19 protein-coding genes are annotated in these 16,462 nt (G+C 40.0%); 1 reads left to right on the top strand and 18 read right to left on the bottom strand.

Annotation, left to right across the window (positions count from 1 at the left end; all coding sequences use genetic code 11):
• Position 1: 1 nt before the first annotated feature.
• The 3 genes from C7E02_RS07605 to C7E02_RS07615 form a co-directional block, all read right to left on the bottom strand.
• The gene (locus C7E02_RS07605) at positions 2 to 409 is read right to left on the bottom strand and encodes a DUF6075 family protein (protein WP_105309819.1); all 408 of its coding nucleotides are present in this window, start codon (positions 407 to 409) and stop codon (positions 2 to 4) included.
• 82 nt (positions 410 to 491) lie between these two features.
• Positions 492 to 2,831, bottom strand: a complete 2,340-nt coding sequence (locus C7E02_RS07610) for a VirB4-like conjugal transfer ATPase, CD1110 family (protein WP_005342509.1) — start codon at positions 2,829 to 2,831, stop codon at positions 492 to 494.
• The gene (locus C7E02_RS07615; protein ID WP_005342510.1) at positions 2,812 to 3,204 is read right to left on the bottom strand and encodes a PrgI family protein; all 393 of its coding nucleotides are present in this window, start codon (positions 3,202 to 3,204) and stop codon (positions 2,812 to 2,814) included. The genes C7E02_RS07610 and C7E02_RS07615 overlap by 20 nt, the downstream gene beginning before the upstream one ends.
• A gap of 80 nt (positions 3,205 to 3,284) precedes the next feature.
• On the opposite strand from C7E02_RS07615, the gene C7E02_RS07620 reads away from it, so the two are divergent.
• Positions 3,285 to 3,665: a hypothetical protein gene (locus C7E02_RS07620; protein WP_005342515.1), complete on the top strand. Its 381-nt coding sequence runs from the start codon at positions 3,285 to 3,287 to the stop codon at positions 3,663 to 3,665.
• Positions 3,666 to 3,750: 85 nt separating this feature from the next.
• Here the strand turns inward: C7E02_RS07620 and C7E02_RS19385 are convergent, their stop codons facing one another.
• The 15 genes from C7E02_RS19385 to C7E02_RS07695 form a co-directional block, all read right to left on the bottom strand.
• On the bottom strand, positions 3,751 to 3,993 hold the full coding sequence (locus C7E02_RS19385) for a hypothetical protein (RefSeq protein WP_195657790.1): 243 nt from the start codon (positions 3,991 to 3,993) through the stop codon (positions 3,751 to 3,753).
• A 63-nt stretch (positions 3,994 to 4,056) separates the two neighbouring features.
• Positions 4,057 to 4,893, bottom strand: a complete 837-nt coding sequence (locus C7E02_RS07630; RefSeq protein WP_005342520.1) for a hypothetical protein — start codon at positions 4,891 to 4,893, stop codon at positions 4,057 to 4,059.
• Between the two features lie 85 nt (positions 4,894 to 4,978).
• Entirely contained in the window at positions 4,979 to 5,344 is a 366-nt protein-coding gene (locus tag C7E02_RS07635) for a hypothetical protein (protein ID WP_005342521.1), read from the bottom strand.
• Positions 5,345 to 5,374: 30 nt separating this feature from the next.
• Positions 5,375 to 7,171, bottom strand: a complete 1,797-nt coding sequence (locus C7E02_RS07640) for a VirD4-like conjugal transfer protein, CD1115 family (RefSeq protein WP_105309228.1) — start codon at positions 7,169 to 7,171, stop codon at positions 5,375 to 5,377.
• Positions 7,158 to 7,361 (bottom strand): hypothetical protein, encoded by a 204-nt coding sequence (locus C7E02_RS07645; protein WP_005342524.1) that lies wholly within the window; start codon positions 7,359 to 7,361, stop codon positions 7,158 to 7,160. Before C7E02_RS07645 ends, C7E02_RS07640 begins: the two co-directional genes overlap by 14 nt.
• Before the next feature lie 27 nt (positions 7,362 to 7,388).
• Positions 7,389 to 8,363, bottom strand: coding sequence for a hypothetical protein (locus tag C7E02_RS07650; protein ID WP_005342526.1), 975 nt, complete (start codon positions 8,361 to 8,363; stop codon positions 7,389 to 7,391).
• A 5-nt stretch (positions 8,364 to 8,368) separates the two neighbouring features.
• Positions 8,369 to 9,253 carry a PcfB family protein gene (locus C7E02_RS07655; protein WP_005342530.1) on the bottom strand — a complete coding sequence of 295 codons (885 nt, stop codon included), beginning with the start codon at positions 9,251 to 9,253 and terminating at the stop codon, positions 8,369 to 8,371.
• Entirely contained in the window at positions 9,228 to 10,670 is a 1,443-nt protein-coding gene (locus C7E02_RS07660; RefSeq protein WP_105309229.1) for a relaxase/mobilization nuclease domain-containing protein, read from the bottom strand. Before C7E02_RS07660 ends, C7E02_RS07655 begins: the two co-directional genes overlap by 26 nt.
• On the bottom strand, positions 10,661 to 10,999 hold the full coding sequence (locus C7E02_RS07665) for a plasmid mobilization protein (protein ID WP_005342533.1): 339 nt from the start codon (positions 10,997 to 10,999) through the stop codon (positions 10,661 to 10,663). The genes C7E02_RS07660 and C7E02_RS07665 overlap by 10 nt, the downstream gene beginning before the upstream one ends.
• A complete protein-coding gene (locus C7E02_RS07670) occupies positions 10,996 to 11,967 on the bottom strand; it encodes a DUF5688 family protein (RefSeq protein ID WP_105309230.1) in 972 nt (323 codons plus the stop codon). The genes C7E02_RS07665 and C7E02_RS07670 overlap by 4 nt, the downstream gene beginning before the upstream one ends.
• 117 nt (positions 11,968 to 12,084) lie before the next feature.
• A complete protein-coding gene (locus tag C7E02_RS07675; protein WP_005343171.1) occupies positions 12,085 to 12,177 on the bottom strand; it encodes a DUF3789 domain-containing protein in 93 nt (30 codons plus the stop codon).
• 195 nt (positions 12,178 to 12,372) lie between these two features.
• Positions 12,373 to 12,684, bottom strand: coding sequence for a hypothetical protein (locus C7E02_RS07680; protein WP_105309231.1), 312 nt, complete (start codon positions 12,682 to 12,684; stop codon positions 12,373 to 12,375).
• Between the two features lie 25 nt (positions 12,685 to 12,709).
• Positions 12,710 to 13,696: a DUF3991 and TOPRIM domain-containing protein gene (locus C7E02_RS07685; protein ID WP_105309232.1), complete on the bottom strand. Its 987-nt coding sequence runs from the start codon at positions 13,694 to 13,696 to the stop codon at positions 12,710 to 12,712.
• 121 nt (positions 13,697 to 13,817) lie between these two features.
• Positions 13,818 to 15,458, bottom strand: a complete 1,641-nt coding sequence (locus C7E02_RS07690) for a P-loop NTPase fold protein (protein ID WP_005340067.1) — start codon at positions 15,456 to 15,458, stop codon at positions 13,818 to 13,820.
• A gap of 170 nt (positions 15,459 to 15,628) precedes the next feature.
• Positions 15,629 to 16,441 (bottom strand): PD-(D/E)XK nuclease family transposase, encoded by an 813-nt coding sequence (locus C7E02_RS07695; protein ID WP_005340068.1) that lies wholly within the window; start codon positions 16,439 to 16,441, stop codon positions 15,629 to 15,631.
• Positions 16,442 to 16,462: the final 21 nt, after the last annotated feature.

Genomic DNA, 16,462 nt, shown 5'->3' on the forward strand with positions numbered 1-16,462 from the left:
TCTAGCGTTCATGATTAGTTTCTTTTTTGCTCACCTGTAGCAAGTCCCGACAGTATTCCGGGTACTTTATGCGGATTGCTTCATAGAAATATGGTGCATAACCACAATCGAACATCTCATATGGGGTAGACAGACTTTCTTCTCCCTTCTCCACATATCCATTCCACAAGTTGAAAGCCAGTCTGGTCAATCGTGCCGAACCGCCTGTCTGCCACCCTTCATGCAGTGCTCCCGGTTTAATCAAACGCTCTTTAAAATCAAACATGCGGTCAACATGATTTCTGGTATCTTCAGAAATTCCCACACAATAAAAAAATGAACTGTAATAACTGTCGTGCTTTCCGCATTTTGCTAACATCTGATAAAAAAACCTTTCGTGTTCCTTTGATGAAAATCTGATTTCTGACATATTTTTCTCCTTTTCCGGCACTAAAAAAACGCCACAAATTGTGACGATTTCCGGTGCCATTCTCTTAAATTGATTATTGAAGTTACATTCTTCCCCGGTTGATACCGTCCTCTCCCGGCTTTGTGGTCATCAGTTTGTACAACCTTGTATTGGTCGGGAATCTATTGACGAACGGTACAAGTGAACTTCCGTATTTCACCAAACCGCAACCGGCATCTGCATTTGTGATATATCCCATTTGCTCAGTGGAGATATTCAGAAGTGTTGCCAACTTTGCTCTGTCCGGCTCTGCCTGATTAAGCATCACGATATACTCACTGTTGGAAATCATCGTACTTGCAAGAACAGAATCTAACAGATATTCCACGTTCTGGGTAATTGCTGTCGGAAATGCATTACGCTTACGAAATCTTCGCCATGCAGAGTTAAAAAATGCTCCGGAATACTCATTTTCAAATACTACATGAAACTCGTCTAAGAAAATATGAGTTCGCTTTCCCTGTTTCCAGTTCTCTGTTACCCGGTTCAGCATTGCATCAGTGATAACCAGAAGTCCCATGGTCTTTAGCTGCTTTCCTAAATCCAGAATGTCGTATACCATGATACGGTTATTCACATCAACATTACTTTCATGTGCAAATGCGTCCAGACTTCCATTGGTAAATAATTCTGATACCAGTGCCAAATCCTGTGCTTCCGGTTCTTCCTGTTCCAGAAACTTTTCACGCAACACCCGTAAAGTCGGCACTGCTCCGCCATGCTGATATTCCTCATAAACTTCCCCTACACATCGGTCAATAATGGAACGTTCCTTCGCATTGATCCCTTTTTTATCCAACTGCTCAAACAAAGATAAGATAAACTGTGACTTCTCAATTACCGGATCACCGCCATCTCCATATCCGTCTACCATATCCATTGCATTGATGTGGTCCCTGCTTCCTGCAGCAATACGAACCACTTCTCCGCCCATTGCTTCAACCAACGATGCATACTCTCGCTCTGGATCACAAATCAGGATATCGTCCTGCGTTGCCAGTGCCAGGAATACAATCTGCATTTTTGCATTAAAGGATTTTCCACTTCCCGGCACACCTAAAAGGAATGAGTTCGGGTTCAAGAGTTTTTCTTTATTGCACATGATTAAGTTATGAGAGATTGCATTTTCTCCACAATAGATGCCGCCTGCGTCCATAATCTCCTGCACCCGGAATGGCATCAACACTGCCACGCTCTCCGATGTCAGCGTGCGGACTGCCGGAATCTTTCGGTGTCCGATTGGTAGTGCTGTATTCAGTCCGTCCATTTGCTGAAATTTCAAAACTGAAAACTGGCATAACTTTTTCCGTCCAATGGTCAGAAGTGTTTCCGTATCTGCGTCAAGCTGCTTTTTCGATTCTGCAGTATGCACCATAGTCAGTACACCGAACATCATACGCTGATCACGTGTGGTCAGGTCGTCCATGAATTCTTTGCTTTCTTTTCTCTGCTGTTCCAAATCATAAGGAATCACTGCTGAAAAGTTATTGTTGGCATTCTGCCGTCTCTGCCAGTTCGTGATATTTGTCTCCACACCAAGCAGACGTTTTTCCACTTCCTGTACTGCTTCATCAGTCGGAACCGGAATCACATCAATGCTCAACATCAGATTCCGATTCATGTCGGTCAGTTCTGCTATCATATCGTCTTTGATGTAAGAAGCATATTCCCGAAGAAAAAGTACCCTTCCATAACGATCTCCCATACGGAAATAGTCTTTTTCAAATTCAAAGGTATCCGGACAGATATAATCTTTGAAGCTGTGTCCTTTTCTCATATTCTCCTGAATATCAAAATGGAAACCAGATTCTTCTCCAGTACGGTAAAAATCATGCAGAATCCGTAACTTATCTTCTCCATTTACCTCTGCACATTTGGAACCCAATCTTGCAAAATGACTGTTCAGCTCTGTTGTCACTCGTGCAAAATATGTTCTCGCTTCTTCGATTGTTTTCTTATAGCAGGATACTGTCACATATTTTTCCTGCACCATGCTGTTGGAACTGGTTGCCTTATCTAAAAGCATGTTGTTGTACTCTTTCCGGTATAAATCCAGTCCGTCCTCCTGCATCGGAATCAGAATTGCTTTTTCAAAATCCACTTTATTCAAGCGGCGGTTGTTGATCGTTATTTTTGTTGTTCCACCGCAATCGAAGGAATTTAACAAATCCATATATTCCAGAAACATGGTTTCCTTATCTACTTTGCTTGCCACCGCATAGTTAATATCTGTAAATTTATAAGTACGTGCAAATTTATTTCTCCCGATTTTAAAAATCCCGTCAGACCAGATGGTCTCGATGGGAATTACCTGCTGTACACTTCTTGGAATTACAAATTTTTCTTTATCCTGCTTGAAGATATTACTCAGCGTTTTTATCATTTTTCTTGCGTCCCTCCTTCTTCAGACTTTCCTTCTCATATTTTTTAATGACTGGTTCTAGCGCATCAAAATAAAGATTTTCTGATTGAAACATTAGTTTTTTCGGCATCAGGATTTCTGATTTTATCCATGCCCAGATAAACTGCTCCGCTGTCATTCCATGATATTTTACAAACCCGAACACTACACATGGGGCAGCTCCCAGTACACAAATCCAACTCACTGTTTCCATACTCATGTATGGGTGAAGCAAAAAATAAAGCCCAACGGCAATCCCGCAGGCTAATACTGAAAAGATAAACTGTCTCAGGGACAATCCGAAAAAGATTGCCTCTGTGTAATCCCTGATTTCCTTGTTAATTTTTACTTCCAAAACGATACACCTCCAAATCGCACATTTGTTATATTTTTCTGCTCTGTTATACTTTGGGTAAATGAAAGGGGGACTGACCTATGCCAATCACTGTTATGATTTCACTTGTTGTTACCGTTGCTCTATTCCTGATTTCTCTGCTGTTTCGGATTGCTGCCAGATTAAATCTGACCTTACCGCTGTTATACTTCCTTGCTGTTTCCACGATTCTGAATCCATGGGCAGCAAGCCATGAGAAACTAGCATTTTCAATCCTCTATCTGCTGACTGCCTTTTCTGTTCTCAGCTGGATTTCTGCTCTGCGACGCAAGTGGCAGGAACATCAATACTACAAAGCTATGAAAGATGATATGTCCTTCCAGATTTCTCGTGCCAGACAGAGAGGGATTCCATTAGATTCTATCCATTTCGATTCTCAAGGGAATATGCGGTATAACAATAGCGGAGATATTGTAGAATAGGCTCTTAACGCACAACAGGGTATGTACGTTTTCTTACCATACATACCCTGTTATTTCGTATTATCTTAAATCAATGCTACTCGTCTTATAACATTTTTCTTACATCACTAAATGTATTTTCTATCGAATCCACCCGTTCATTTTTAACATCATCTTCTACTCTTAAAAGAATATCCTGTAATTCTGCTTCTAGCTCCTCTGCTGAAATTGTTCCTTCCTTTTGGATAGATATTTCTGCCTCATTTAATTTATTCTGCAATATATCAAGAGCCTCTTGTTTATCCAATTCTTTTCTATCAGTATTTTCACCAGATTTCATATTAAGCATATTCTTTTCTCCCTCAAAAATGATTTTTGTCTTTTTCATTATTGAAACATAAATCTATATATTTTACAATCCCATCATTTCCCGCACTACTCGGTCTGACATTTTCACTGCCCCGACCAGTACAAGCATATTGAAAATCAATTCTCCAATATAGCTCCATACCATAGTCACTGCCGCTGCATCTGGATCGACTACTGGCGGTGATGATGCAAATAGTGAAAAAATAATGCAGGCAAGCACCACGATTGCTCCTTCCAGACACACTGCTGCATAAGACTTTAAAAAACTTCTTCCGATATTCTGGCTTGGTTCTCCTGCAAAGGAAGATAACGGAATCGGTGCAATGGCTGTATAAAGATATAATCGAAAAAATCTTCCGTATACACTCATAATCATAATGAAACTCAACACTGTAATAAACAATCCGCCTATTAACGTTACTGCCCATAATGGAATACTTTCAAAAAATCCACAATCTTCTACCGCTTCTATAATTTCGTCCGGTAAAACCGTATCTTCCGTACTTCCAAATCCTGCGGTCTGCATAATCGTACTGGTCACTCCTTGTATGATGTTGAATAACGCCATCATCAACTCCAGTCCATATGTGACTACGCCTTTTGCAATCGCAAAACGTATAAATATTTTTAATGCATGTTCCGGTCTTTTTACCTCTGTAAAACTTCCACAAGTCTTGACCACTCCGACTACAAAGAAAAGCACTAACAAAGCATAGCCGATTGCCTGCAACGCTCCATGAATCTGCACAATCACCTGCCAGATACCGCCACCCTTAAAGTTTTCCGGTGACTGTGTGAGTATCTGCCAGATTTCCGCAAGTTTACTGTTCCAGGTATCCAAGGCATTTTGCAAGTTCTGTACTACCCAGTTATCTGACACGTTCTAAACACCTCCTGTCTTAGTCGGAACGGTGCGGCTCCATGTGGGCCTGCACCGTCCCATTTCTTTTATTTTTGTATTCTTCTTAACCCGTAATCAAATTCAGGATTTCTTTTGCAAATGTAATGATTACACCACCTGCTAATGTTAAGAATCCATTGGCTCGCTGACTTGGATCGTGAGATTTCAGTGATAAACCAACCTGCACAATTCCAAATCCCAACAAAATCATTCCGATAGCACGAATCAGTCCAAAGATAAACGTGGACAGATTATTGATTACGGTCAGTGGATCGTCTGCCGCAAATACAGTACTTGCTCCTGCTGTCATAATCAATACCATGACAATATACACTGCCATGGCACGTTTCATTTTTGCTGTCATTGGCAGCTTCTTCGTTACTTTTGTGCTTTCTTTCTTCTCCTGCTTTTTTCGCATATCTAACTTCATTTTTTGATAGCCTCCTATATATTTTTTGATTTACGCATATTTCCGGATAATTTCTTCCAAATCTTCATCAGATAATAATTCGTATCCTTCACTTTCTAATGAATCATCAGCAAACTCGTCCTCCAGACTGTCTCCCAGTGAGATACTTGCCACTGCCCGGTCAACTGCTCCATGCAGATACGGCTTTCCATTCCCGTCAGTTGTAAGTCCCACATTGGGATGCTTTAAAATATCGAATTTCTCGTCTAAAATTGGTCTTTCTCCACGAATAAAAAGAATCGCATATCGGTTATCCAACATGCGAACTTCATCGGGTGTCATCAGCTCCCGCCCTGTATTCTGATAATTGGTGGAATAATTCCCGGAATGTCCCGTTGACTTTCCATAGGTGTTCGTGTCAATCGTTGCCTTTCCCAGAAGTTCGCTGACATATTTATGCGTCCCCTGCTCGTTGCCACCTAAATATAAAAATTCGTCACAGTTTCCCATAATGCTTTCCCATTGCTTTTCAAACAGTGCTTTTAACTGTGCTAGATTCTGCAAAATAATACTGACTGACACTTCTCTGGAACGCATAACGGACAGAATCTTATCGAAGTCATCCGGCAGTGAAACATTTGCAAATTCGTCCATGAGGAAATGCACATGAACCGGAAGTCTCCCTCCATATTTATGATCTGCCAGATAGAACAACTGCTGAAATAACTGGGTATACAATATTGACACCAGAAAGTTATAACTGGTGTCGTTGTCCGGGATTAACGCAAATAAAGCCACTTTCCGCTCTCCCAGTGATGGCAGGTCTAAATCATCTGTTGCAGTCAGTGCTGCCAGACTGGATAAGTTAAATTTCTCAAGTCTTGCTGCAAGTGTAATCTGAATGGACTTTAATGTCTTTGCACTACCAGAGTGATAATCTTTGTAATACTTCACTGCAATGTGTTCTGGATTTTTCATTTCCAACCGCTCAAATAATTCATCAAGTGGTGACTGGTACTGGTCATCGTCCTCTCTGACTTCTCCGGCACGTAACATTTCCATTACCATCGGGAAATTCTGTTCTTCCTCCGGTGCTTCATATCTCAGATAGAAAATCAGTGCTAACAGCAACATGGAAGCGGCAGTGTCCCAAAACGGATCGTTGGACTGACTGCCTTTTGGTGTAGTCGCTTTGAACAGATTCGTTACCAGTCTCTGCACATCATTATCGTCCTTCAGATATACAAACGGATTGTAACAGTAGCTCTTTTCCATATTGATCAGGTCAAGCACTCTTACTTCATACCCTTTTTCTTCCAGAAGATACCCGGTATCTCTCAGATTTTCCCCTTTTGGATCAAGCACCACAAAAGAGGTATTCGCCTGCATCAGATTCGGCTTTGCAAAAAATCTGGTCTTTCCTGAACCGGAACCACCAATCACAACCGTCAATACATTTCGCAAATGTTTCCGCATATTGTAGCTGATTCGTACATGCATGGTCAGCAACTTATTTTTTGTAAACCGCTTCTCCCTGTATCTGCGATTGATTTTCTTCACATTCCCCCATTTAGCAGAACCATGTTCTTCACCTCGTCGGTAATGTTTCTTGGTAGAAATATAAATCCCGATTCCCATGCCGTAAGACAGCAAAAAAATAAGGACAGTTTTTACACTGTCCCCACATAACCGAATGGAAAACGGATGGTTCATTGCTTCCGGGATTCCATCCAGAATCCCCATAAGACCAGACGAAAGATAAGGTGCGACAAGTAACGCAAACCAGATAACCGGGATAATTCCAATTACCGTCAGTATCAGACTGCTCTGCTCATCATCGTTCTTCATGGCTTCTGCGTCCTCGCTTTTCCTTCTCCGGCGGTACTTCGATTTTCTCAATGACTTTCATTAAAACATCATCGACAAGCTCCGTATCTTTTCCCTCTTTCAGCATCTGATTCCGCTTATCCTTCAGGGAATGGAACACTACGCCGCTCTCATATTTGTCCAGTTCTAACGTAATCGTATCACTGCTCATTTTGTTTTTCTCCTTTCCCGGATTTTCCTAGCGTGCTTCACCTCTATCATGCTCTTGAGTTTTCTGTTCACCTGTTTTATCTTCAGATTCCTTCTGTTCAACCTCGCTCTTTTCCTGCTGACGCCGATTCAGATTTTTGTCCTGCTCTAACACTCTCGTCATTCTTCCTGATATTGTATTAGCTGCATCTCTTGCTTTAGAAAGCTCTCCTCTTACCTCCTGTGGTTCCATATTTTCAAAAAACTCTGGTGCATGAGTAAAATCAAATTGGCTAATATCCATTCCATACTTTTTAGACAACATATACGTCGCACAATATGCGTGGAATGCATCTTCACTCCTGTCATAGTCAGGATTATCTTCTGCATATCCTGCAAATACCAGTTCCGGTACAAGACTTTGAAAAATTTCCTGTGCGTCCATACCTTTTCTCACATAAATGCAATTTTCTTCCGGTTCAAAATATGCCCCTTTGTTATCAGGCATCTGATCTGGCTCTGCTACGACAATATTTGCCGGGGGATTGCTCACCAACGCCCGAATCAGACTTCTTTCATCATACGAAACTTCTTCTATACTTTTATCGTTCATTGTTGTCTGAGAAATATCGTACAGCTTTTTGGCATTGTAATACGTTCCTATCGAACCGTCCTCTCGCTCATACGTCTTTCCCGGCTCCAGAATCAAAACCGGGTTCTGGCGTTCCATACGTTTCACATAGGTTCCATGATCTCTCCAGTATCCATAGTCACCTAATTTCTGAGAGTCTGGTCTCTGTGCCAGAATAAGAAGTGCATTATTGACTGCATAGCGGTCAAAAGTACTCTGTACATCCAGATAATTCTGAAGCATCTGACCATCTGTCGCTACCTGTGCGGTTACCTGTTCCGATAACTCATAGCAGCGATTCCTATTATTTTTGCTTTCTGCAATAAATGCCTGCACCTTATCGTCCTGTGGTACGGCAGATACATTTAATAATGAATCAAAACTGTTATCCATAAAATTTACCTCTCTTTCCCTTTTCTACTTGGTTTTCGTTTCTGTTGTGGCTGTTGGTGGCGAATCTGCTCCCGGTCTTTATTGCCATGATTTCTCACCGGATCATTTCTGTGCTCATGCTGTTCCGCTTCTTTCTTCCTTGCATTCTGTATCTCCCGAAGTTCCTTTCTGATCGATGGTTTCTCTGGCTTTTCCGGAGCGTATAACTTAGAAGTACCCTCTGCGGTTTTCTCTTGCTTCTTTGAGGTAGGCTCGGACAGACGGGATTTGGTCGTCTTTGCCAAAGAGGGGTTTTGCTCCTTCCCCTCTTTCTTTACCGGCTCTCCAAAAAGCTTATCCATAAGCTGATCCTCCTTGGATTTCTGCGGATAATCTTTCTCTGGTTCTGCCTGTCCCTGTTTTTCCTGCTGAACCTGTACTTTTTCCGGCTTCTTTTCCTGCTTCTCTGATTTTCCGGCTTTTGCTTTTTCTGCACGTGTCCGCTCAATTTCCGTCTTAATCTTCGCTGCTTCTGTTACAGATGCAAACTGGAATCTATCTACGATACGGTTGATCCTTGGTGCATCTTCTTCCTTTACAATCACATCTACCAGTCCGTCACTGCTTCCTCTTGGATTTCGGACTGCACAGTACAACACGCCATATCGTTTTGCTTCCTGAACAAATTGTTTCAAATCACTTTCTTTCACTGAAAATACCGTCAGTGGTCTACCTGATTTGACCAGTGTTTCAAGTCTTACTCTGCCTTTTGTCTTTTTCTTCTCTTTTAAGACCGCATACAGCATCACTGCCAGATGCTTCGCTCCTGTGCCACTGATCTTCAATGCTGCTTCACCGACTTCCAACGACATTCGTACCACCTGATCAGCGGCTTCGCCTGATGTGTTCATGGCTTTGTTCCTCCTTCTTCTCTTTTTCTTCCCGCACCATCTTAAATTTTTCTTCGATCACCTTGGAACGTGCGGCAATTCCATCACAAAGTGCTGCCTCCTTTCTGAGCATTCCGATTTTCTCTGTCAGAACTTTTATCTGCTCTTTCATTTCCTGTATTTCTTCTTCCAGTCTGTCTGCCCGAATCTTATAACGCAGATGCTTCCGTTCCTTCACACACTGCTCCATTTGTTTCTGCAAACGTTCTTTCAACAAAAAAAGCTGCTCCGCAGTATCAATGTGATAATGGCAGAGCAGCTTCGTCTCTTTTGAAATGGTATTCAGTTTTAACAAATCCTCCCGGAACAATACATGCACCTGTTTGTTAGACATTGATAGATGGTTTTTCGGCAGGATTCCCAAAAGATAACAATAATGTAGATACAGTCCCCGAAGTCCTCCGATTTTTCTTGTCTGCTTGAAGTTGCCGGATACCCGAATCTGGTAATGCCTCTGAACCGAAAGTTTCTTCTCGGCAGGTAATTCATTTTCTTCCAGAATCCGAACCCTGATTGCTTCCAGCGAATAATTCTCTCCAAAGTTCCTCTTTAACTTCAGACCACGCTCCCGCCCTTCCGGACGAATAGTAATGTCTTTCCCGAACTTAAAAGAATATCCTTTTTCCCGCAAATAAAAAAAGAACTGTTTTTCAGTCCTCGCCTTTCGGATTGCCTCGTCAACATCTGCTTTTACCATGCTGTGATAACTCGGCTTCCCTTGCTGTTCCGCCTGCCACTCGGCATAATGTTTTCCTTTTCCCTGTTCTGGCTGTTGCACAACCGATAGCTGATATTCTTTACATAAACGGTCCGACACCATTCGCATATCACGATAATCCTGATTTGTCCTGTGGTATCTTTTTCCGTCAAGGAATGAAACTGAGTTCACCACAAAATGATTGTGCAGATGATTTGCCTTATCCAAATGGGTTGCAATCAATACCTGATACTGACTGCCCCACAATTCTTCTGCCAGCTTCTTTCCGATCTCATGTGCCATTTCCGGATTACATTCTCCCGGTGCAAAAGACTGGTATCCATGAAATGCAACAATTCCGTCCTCTTTTCCAAAACGCTTTTTGACTGCGATCATTTCTTCTCTGGCGGTTGTCGGTGCACAATTAACTCCAGATACATACTGTTCCATCAGTTCTTCCGATTCTCCGACAAGTTTCCTTTCCATAGATTCAGATTGTCCCCGTCTGGTCTTTTCAGTATTCACCGCATAGGTAATTACATCCTCTAATCCCTGTGTGGATTGTGATTGATTCTCAGATATCTGCCCTTCATTGTTCTCTTTCGTCTTGTCCGGGTTCTCCGCATACTTAATTACTTTTCCTATCCAACCTTTGATACTCCAGATTGATGTCACTGCCATGATTCGTTTTTCTCCGGAAGTATTACTGCTTCTGTAATCTTACGGACTGCTTCATTGAACTTCCGCACTTCCTGATCGTATCGCTGCACATCTACCACATTTAACACATGTGCTTTCTGTGCAATCTGATTTAAGTTATTTCCAATTTTGTGAAGCTCTCGCATCATAGAATAATAATCTGGCGGCGGTGCATCTTTTGGAACAACACCGGAGATTAACTGTCTCAGGTACGCTTCTCGGTTCAGTCCGCTTTTCTTTACTTTCTTATCCAATGCTTCGGCTTCCTTTTTGTTCAACCGAAAAAGAATTGCTACATTACGTTTTCTCAACGCTCCATCTCCTTTGCTTTCTGTATAGAATCTGGTTCCTGGCGAATCTGGTGTTTTTCTTTATCGTAGCTGTAAACTCTGTCTGAGAGAACCTCCTCACGCTTAACCTCTGCCCAGTTTACTGCCCGCACCATTTCGCCCAATCTTCTTGGTTCAACTTCACCATTATCCGGTACAATCAAAACTTCATGGACTGATGACGGAAGAACATAAAACCCTTCTGGAAAAAGCTGCTCTAGTTTATTCAAAACCTCTGGTTGAGTAATCATAGATGCTCCATACTGCTTTTCCATATTTGTAAGTGCATACAGCATATCATGTGAACGAAGTCCAAATTCAACACTTTCATTTAAAAGGTTTGTTGAGTGTCCTTCTTCATTAAAAATACTCAACATCATTTCGTCCATTGACTGGAGAATCGGGGTATTTACAGGCTGTGTATTTGATCTTGCCTGTTGAAATATTTTTTTCGCATCAATATTCCAAATGCTGAGATGTTGATTTCTTACCTCCAAGGTTGCTTTTCCTTCTCCTGAATCTACTGGAAAATCCACATAGCAGATAGCAGATAAATCTTCAATATTTTCATGAGGCATTTCCTGCAGCATCTTTCGATTTGCCTGTGTGTTCACAAGTTTAATTGCCAGATGCTCTTTTAACGAATCATAGTTTGTCAGATCAATCCCGCTATTCATAAATGGAGCCCGGCTCGATTTCTCTATATAACTTGCAATCCTGTTCATTACACACTCAACAGGTTCCCCTTGTCGGATTTCATCAAAGAATTGTTCCATATAAATAATCGGACTTGCATTTCTTTCCGGAAGATTTACCTGTACTCCTATTAACTGAATTCCATTATTTTTATTTTTCTGCACGACCTGAAAATCTGCATCTTCATACTCTGGTGGAAGATAATTACGAATATCCTTTGCAACACCTTCCGCAAATACTTTCTCTGCTATCATTTCTTCTGTTCCCCTTTCTTTTTGCCCAATTTCTTTAAATACGCTTCGTAACGTTTTGCTTCTTTTTTCTTGTTTCTGATTGTCAAATCAACACTTACCATTTTCTTTCTCCTCCACTTACTTTCTATTCACCTGTAAAATGCACATTGCGATTACACCGACTACACTTCCGATAAATATTCCTGCAATAAATAAAATCATTTTCTTCATGTCTCCTGTTTCTCCATATTTTAACTATTGTGTAAGGGTTTCAGGGATTCTCCCTGACAAGCTGCTGTAGGACTGACAGACAGGAAACCTGTATGGCAATCCAAAGGCGTTGCTTGCTGGTATTGTGTATTCTTCTATACCCGTCTCACTGTTCCGGGTATCAGAAGATTTACTTGCCGAAAAGCAAATGCTTTTTTATTCTTTCAGTTCACAAATCCCGCAAGTTTCACACAAGTATTCACACTCTGTGCATCGTACATTTTCATCAGTTGCCATGCATTCTTCACTTGCCGGACAATACTTTTGACAACTTTCACACTGCTCCGTACAGCCTTCTTCTGACACTTTTTCAGCAATAATTCCAAGCAATTCATTCTGTTCTTTTTCTTCTTTCAACTGTGTTTCCAGAAAAATCTTCAACAGATCTTCACTGTCCACATCCTCTTCCATAGTCAAAGCCAACTCTTTTTTATGGATCACCGACAATTCATACTTCACTATTTTCATAAAATTTCGTCTCCTTTCTTCGTCTTCAGCGTTCCCATGGGCGGTTGCTTTTCTGATTTTTTGACTTCTCCCGCCTTGTTAATCCAAGGTTTAATCTCAGGCACAACATATCATTACAATCCTTTCCTTTCACTGGTGGCTGGTCTTGCACATGATATTTTTCCGGAATAACCGTCTGGATTGCTTTCGTTGCAAGTCTTCCGATCCGATCATTATCCAGATGCAATACAATCTCTTTCACGTCCGGATGCTCCTTCAAAAATCGTGCCAACGCTGCCGGAACCTTACTTTTTTCAATCTCTTTCGCAGGTTGATACACTCCTGCTAACGACAATAAATGCTCTGTCTGCCATTCCTTCCCGTCCAATCTCTGCATCGTTGCATAAGATAACAGGTCAATAGCCGATTCAAACACATGGACTTTATCGCTCATTTCTTTTGCCGGAATTGAAAAAGAATAGTTCTTATCACTTCCGTTTGCTTCCCCGATAAAGTTTGTATCGATTCCTCGAAGTGCTGCATATTGTGGTTTCCTTTGCTGATCCATACCGACAAATACCGCATTATGATGGTACGCACTTTCATAAATCCGTCCAGTTTCTATACAGAATCGAACAATATCATCGTCAATTCCCCGCCCGGTAAGGTAACTGAACACATTTGTGTGATACCGATTTGCTTTTGGTAACAGCAGATGTTTTTCTAATGGAATCTGTTCGTGCTCGGATACAGAAAGAGGCGGTTGAATATTTGCCCGTCCAGCAAGCAATTCAACCGCCTCTAAAAAGCTGTAATCTTTTACTTTAATCAGATAATCCAGTGCTGATCTGCCGCCAATCCCTCTGCTCCACCACATCCATTTACCATTAGAAATCTTTAAGCTGTCGTGCGTTCTGGTGGTGTAAGTGTTACCGGAAAAGTGAACCAATTCATATGGTTCATAATTTTTCAGGTACGTGAGCAGATCCATCTGCTTCACCTCCTGCACAACCTGAGGTGGTATATATGGCATAATTTTCCCTCCCTTCCTGCCCTAAATTGATATTGTTAACGCAATATCTGGGCACAAAAATAGCCAGGGAATCCCTAAATTGAAATCTCCTGGCTATGTAAATACGCAATAATATATTTTTTTACTTTTTTATTATCTCATTTACCAACACCTCTATCCGATGTCTGGACATATTATCACATTCTTTTTTTATTTTATCACAATAGTTTTGGAACTTATCAGCATTTGAACGATACAAAATATACATTATATTATAACAAGTATGATATCTATCCTCATCCACCTCATCTACCGGAAAGGAAATTCTATTATACAAAGTTTCTGTTTCCGACATGATAAGTTCATGATAATAGCTGCTATCGAAATATTTTCTGAGTTTATATGAATAATCATAAGCCTTTTTTCCATGAGTAGTATTTTTCAAACACTCCACATATGTTTCGATTATGAATTTCATCACTGCTTCATTTTCTTCTTGATATATCTCTTTTAATTTTCCAGACGACATATGAAACAAATCATATGTGTACATTAAATTTTCTTCTTGTCCATTCAGTGCCATTTCTTTCAGCATTTTATTTAACAGTTCCCTGTATTCAGATAAAATCCCGTCATTATCTTCTCCTAAAATATCGCTCCAAACAATATAGGAATCTGCAAACTGATTTAATTCTGCAAGATTTTTAGCTCCAAGCATTTCTTCTCTCAAAGTAGGTAAAACGATTCTTATCTCTGCATCAGATTTATAATAGTTAGCTTTATCTCCCGCCTTAAGAAACAAACTATACTCAGCTTCTAACTGTTCTTCATTTAATATTCCTTCTTCATAATATTTCAATATCATTTCTACCAAATTTCTACTGCACTTTATTCCATAAAGATATCTTCCAATTCTATGCTGCAGAATATTTTCAATCGTATTTGCCATTTCCTCTGTATGATCAGTACTATCCGGATTAATTTCCTTATAATACAAATTTTCTATACTCTCAACAACAACAGCAAAACATATTAATCTTAATTCCTCTATAAATTGCTCACTTTTATCACCTTTACAAAACAATTTTACATCTTCGAAAAAACGTTGAGCTTTTTCGAGTGTCCGCAAATTTTTAACTTTATGATTTATCAAAAAATTTTCAATAAACGCTTCGCTGATATTCATCTTATTCCATTCAACCTGCTCAGCACGCTCTGTTATATGATAAATTCTTTCAATCACCTTTTCATTATATTTATCAAATATTTCTTTTTTATCCTCTTGCATTTCTTCTGTATTTGCGACTAAAATAACTTTTACACAATTACATTGCTTGAGTTCTTCTACAACTCCAAATATATCCTCTAAATTTATATCATCACTCATTCTTTCCAAATCATCTATAACAATAATATGAAGTGTATTAAATTCTTTTGATAATAATAAAAATAATTCTCTTTCACTAGCAATACTTTGCAATACCTCTTTTGCCTGTCCTGCTTTTCCCCAAACTTTTGATACCGCTTCTAAAACATTACCCGCAATCTCACCTACCTTTCCACCAATATTATTCTTTAAAGCCAGCTGAAAGAATGCTTCATGATATATTTGTTTAGTATCTTTCAACCCAAACATTGATATTTTACAAACGTCTGGATTCTCTGTTAATGCCTCATTTATTGCATAAGACTTTCCAATCCCCCATGTTCCATCAAATAAAATTGCTCTATATGGAAGCTTATCCATATCCTGAATTATGCTTTTTATATTGTCCGCTTTCATACTTTATCTATACTCCAATAATTCACAATCTGCCAAAATTTTGTATTCCATATCATTGCTACAGTATATTTCAATATAGTATAACCTCATACTGTTTTCTCCACATATAAATTATAAAAAATAACTGGAGATTTCCGCATGAAAATCATCCAGTTATTTAACATTTTCCCTTAAGCAAGCACTTTTTCATCCAGAGCTTTGACTTCATCTGTGGTCATTTTCGCAATTTTTGCAATTTCTTCATAGGACAACTTACCTAATTCCAATAATTGCCGCGCCACTTCTACACGCTCTTCTTTCACTGCTTCATTACGCATATCTTCCATCGCTTTGCACATAGTCGCAACTCCTTTCTCATCTTCTTTAAAATATCGAACCCGATCTGCCAAAATTTTATACTTCATATCATCAGCATCAGTACAGGAAAAATCATGCATCAGCTTTCCTAATGCAGATTCATCTTTAATTTGTGAATTCACATATATAATATGTGATTCATCGCCAAACAATTCACCTGTTTCTTTTACTATTCTGTCGATATGATAGATTGGTAATCCTGCTTTCATTATATCATTTTCCGTAATAAATATAACATAGGATTCACACAAATTTTCATATTTTTCACCCGGTTCTGTGACATTTGCATCGATAAGACTGCTGTTATACCTCGCTCGTTTTACTCCTGCTCCCTTATCACTTCTCTGTATCTCAATATTATAAACTCTGCTATTCGCATCAACCGCCAGAATATCCAGCCTTACCGAACGCCCCTGCAGATTTTTAATATCCTGCTGTCCATTCACGCGCAATACTTTTAAATCTGTTCGATTCAAAATAATCTGAAGCAAAAACTCCGCACATGCTTTATCTTCAAATACCTTTTGCATGAAATCATCGTCCAACAATCTTAGTCCCCGAAGACGTTGTAAATCTTCTTCATGTTTCCGGTCAAAATCTAATTCTTTTATATTATTCTCTGCCATAGTATCACCTCTTTCTCGTTC

Source organism: Dorea sp. Marseille-P4042, assembly GCF_900290215.1.
Taxonomy (GTDB): Bacteria; Bacillota; Clostridia; order Lachnospirales; family Lachnospiraceae; genus Dorea; species Dorea formicigenerans.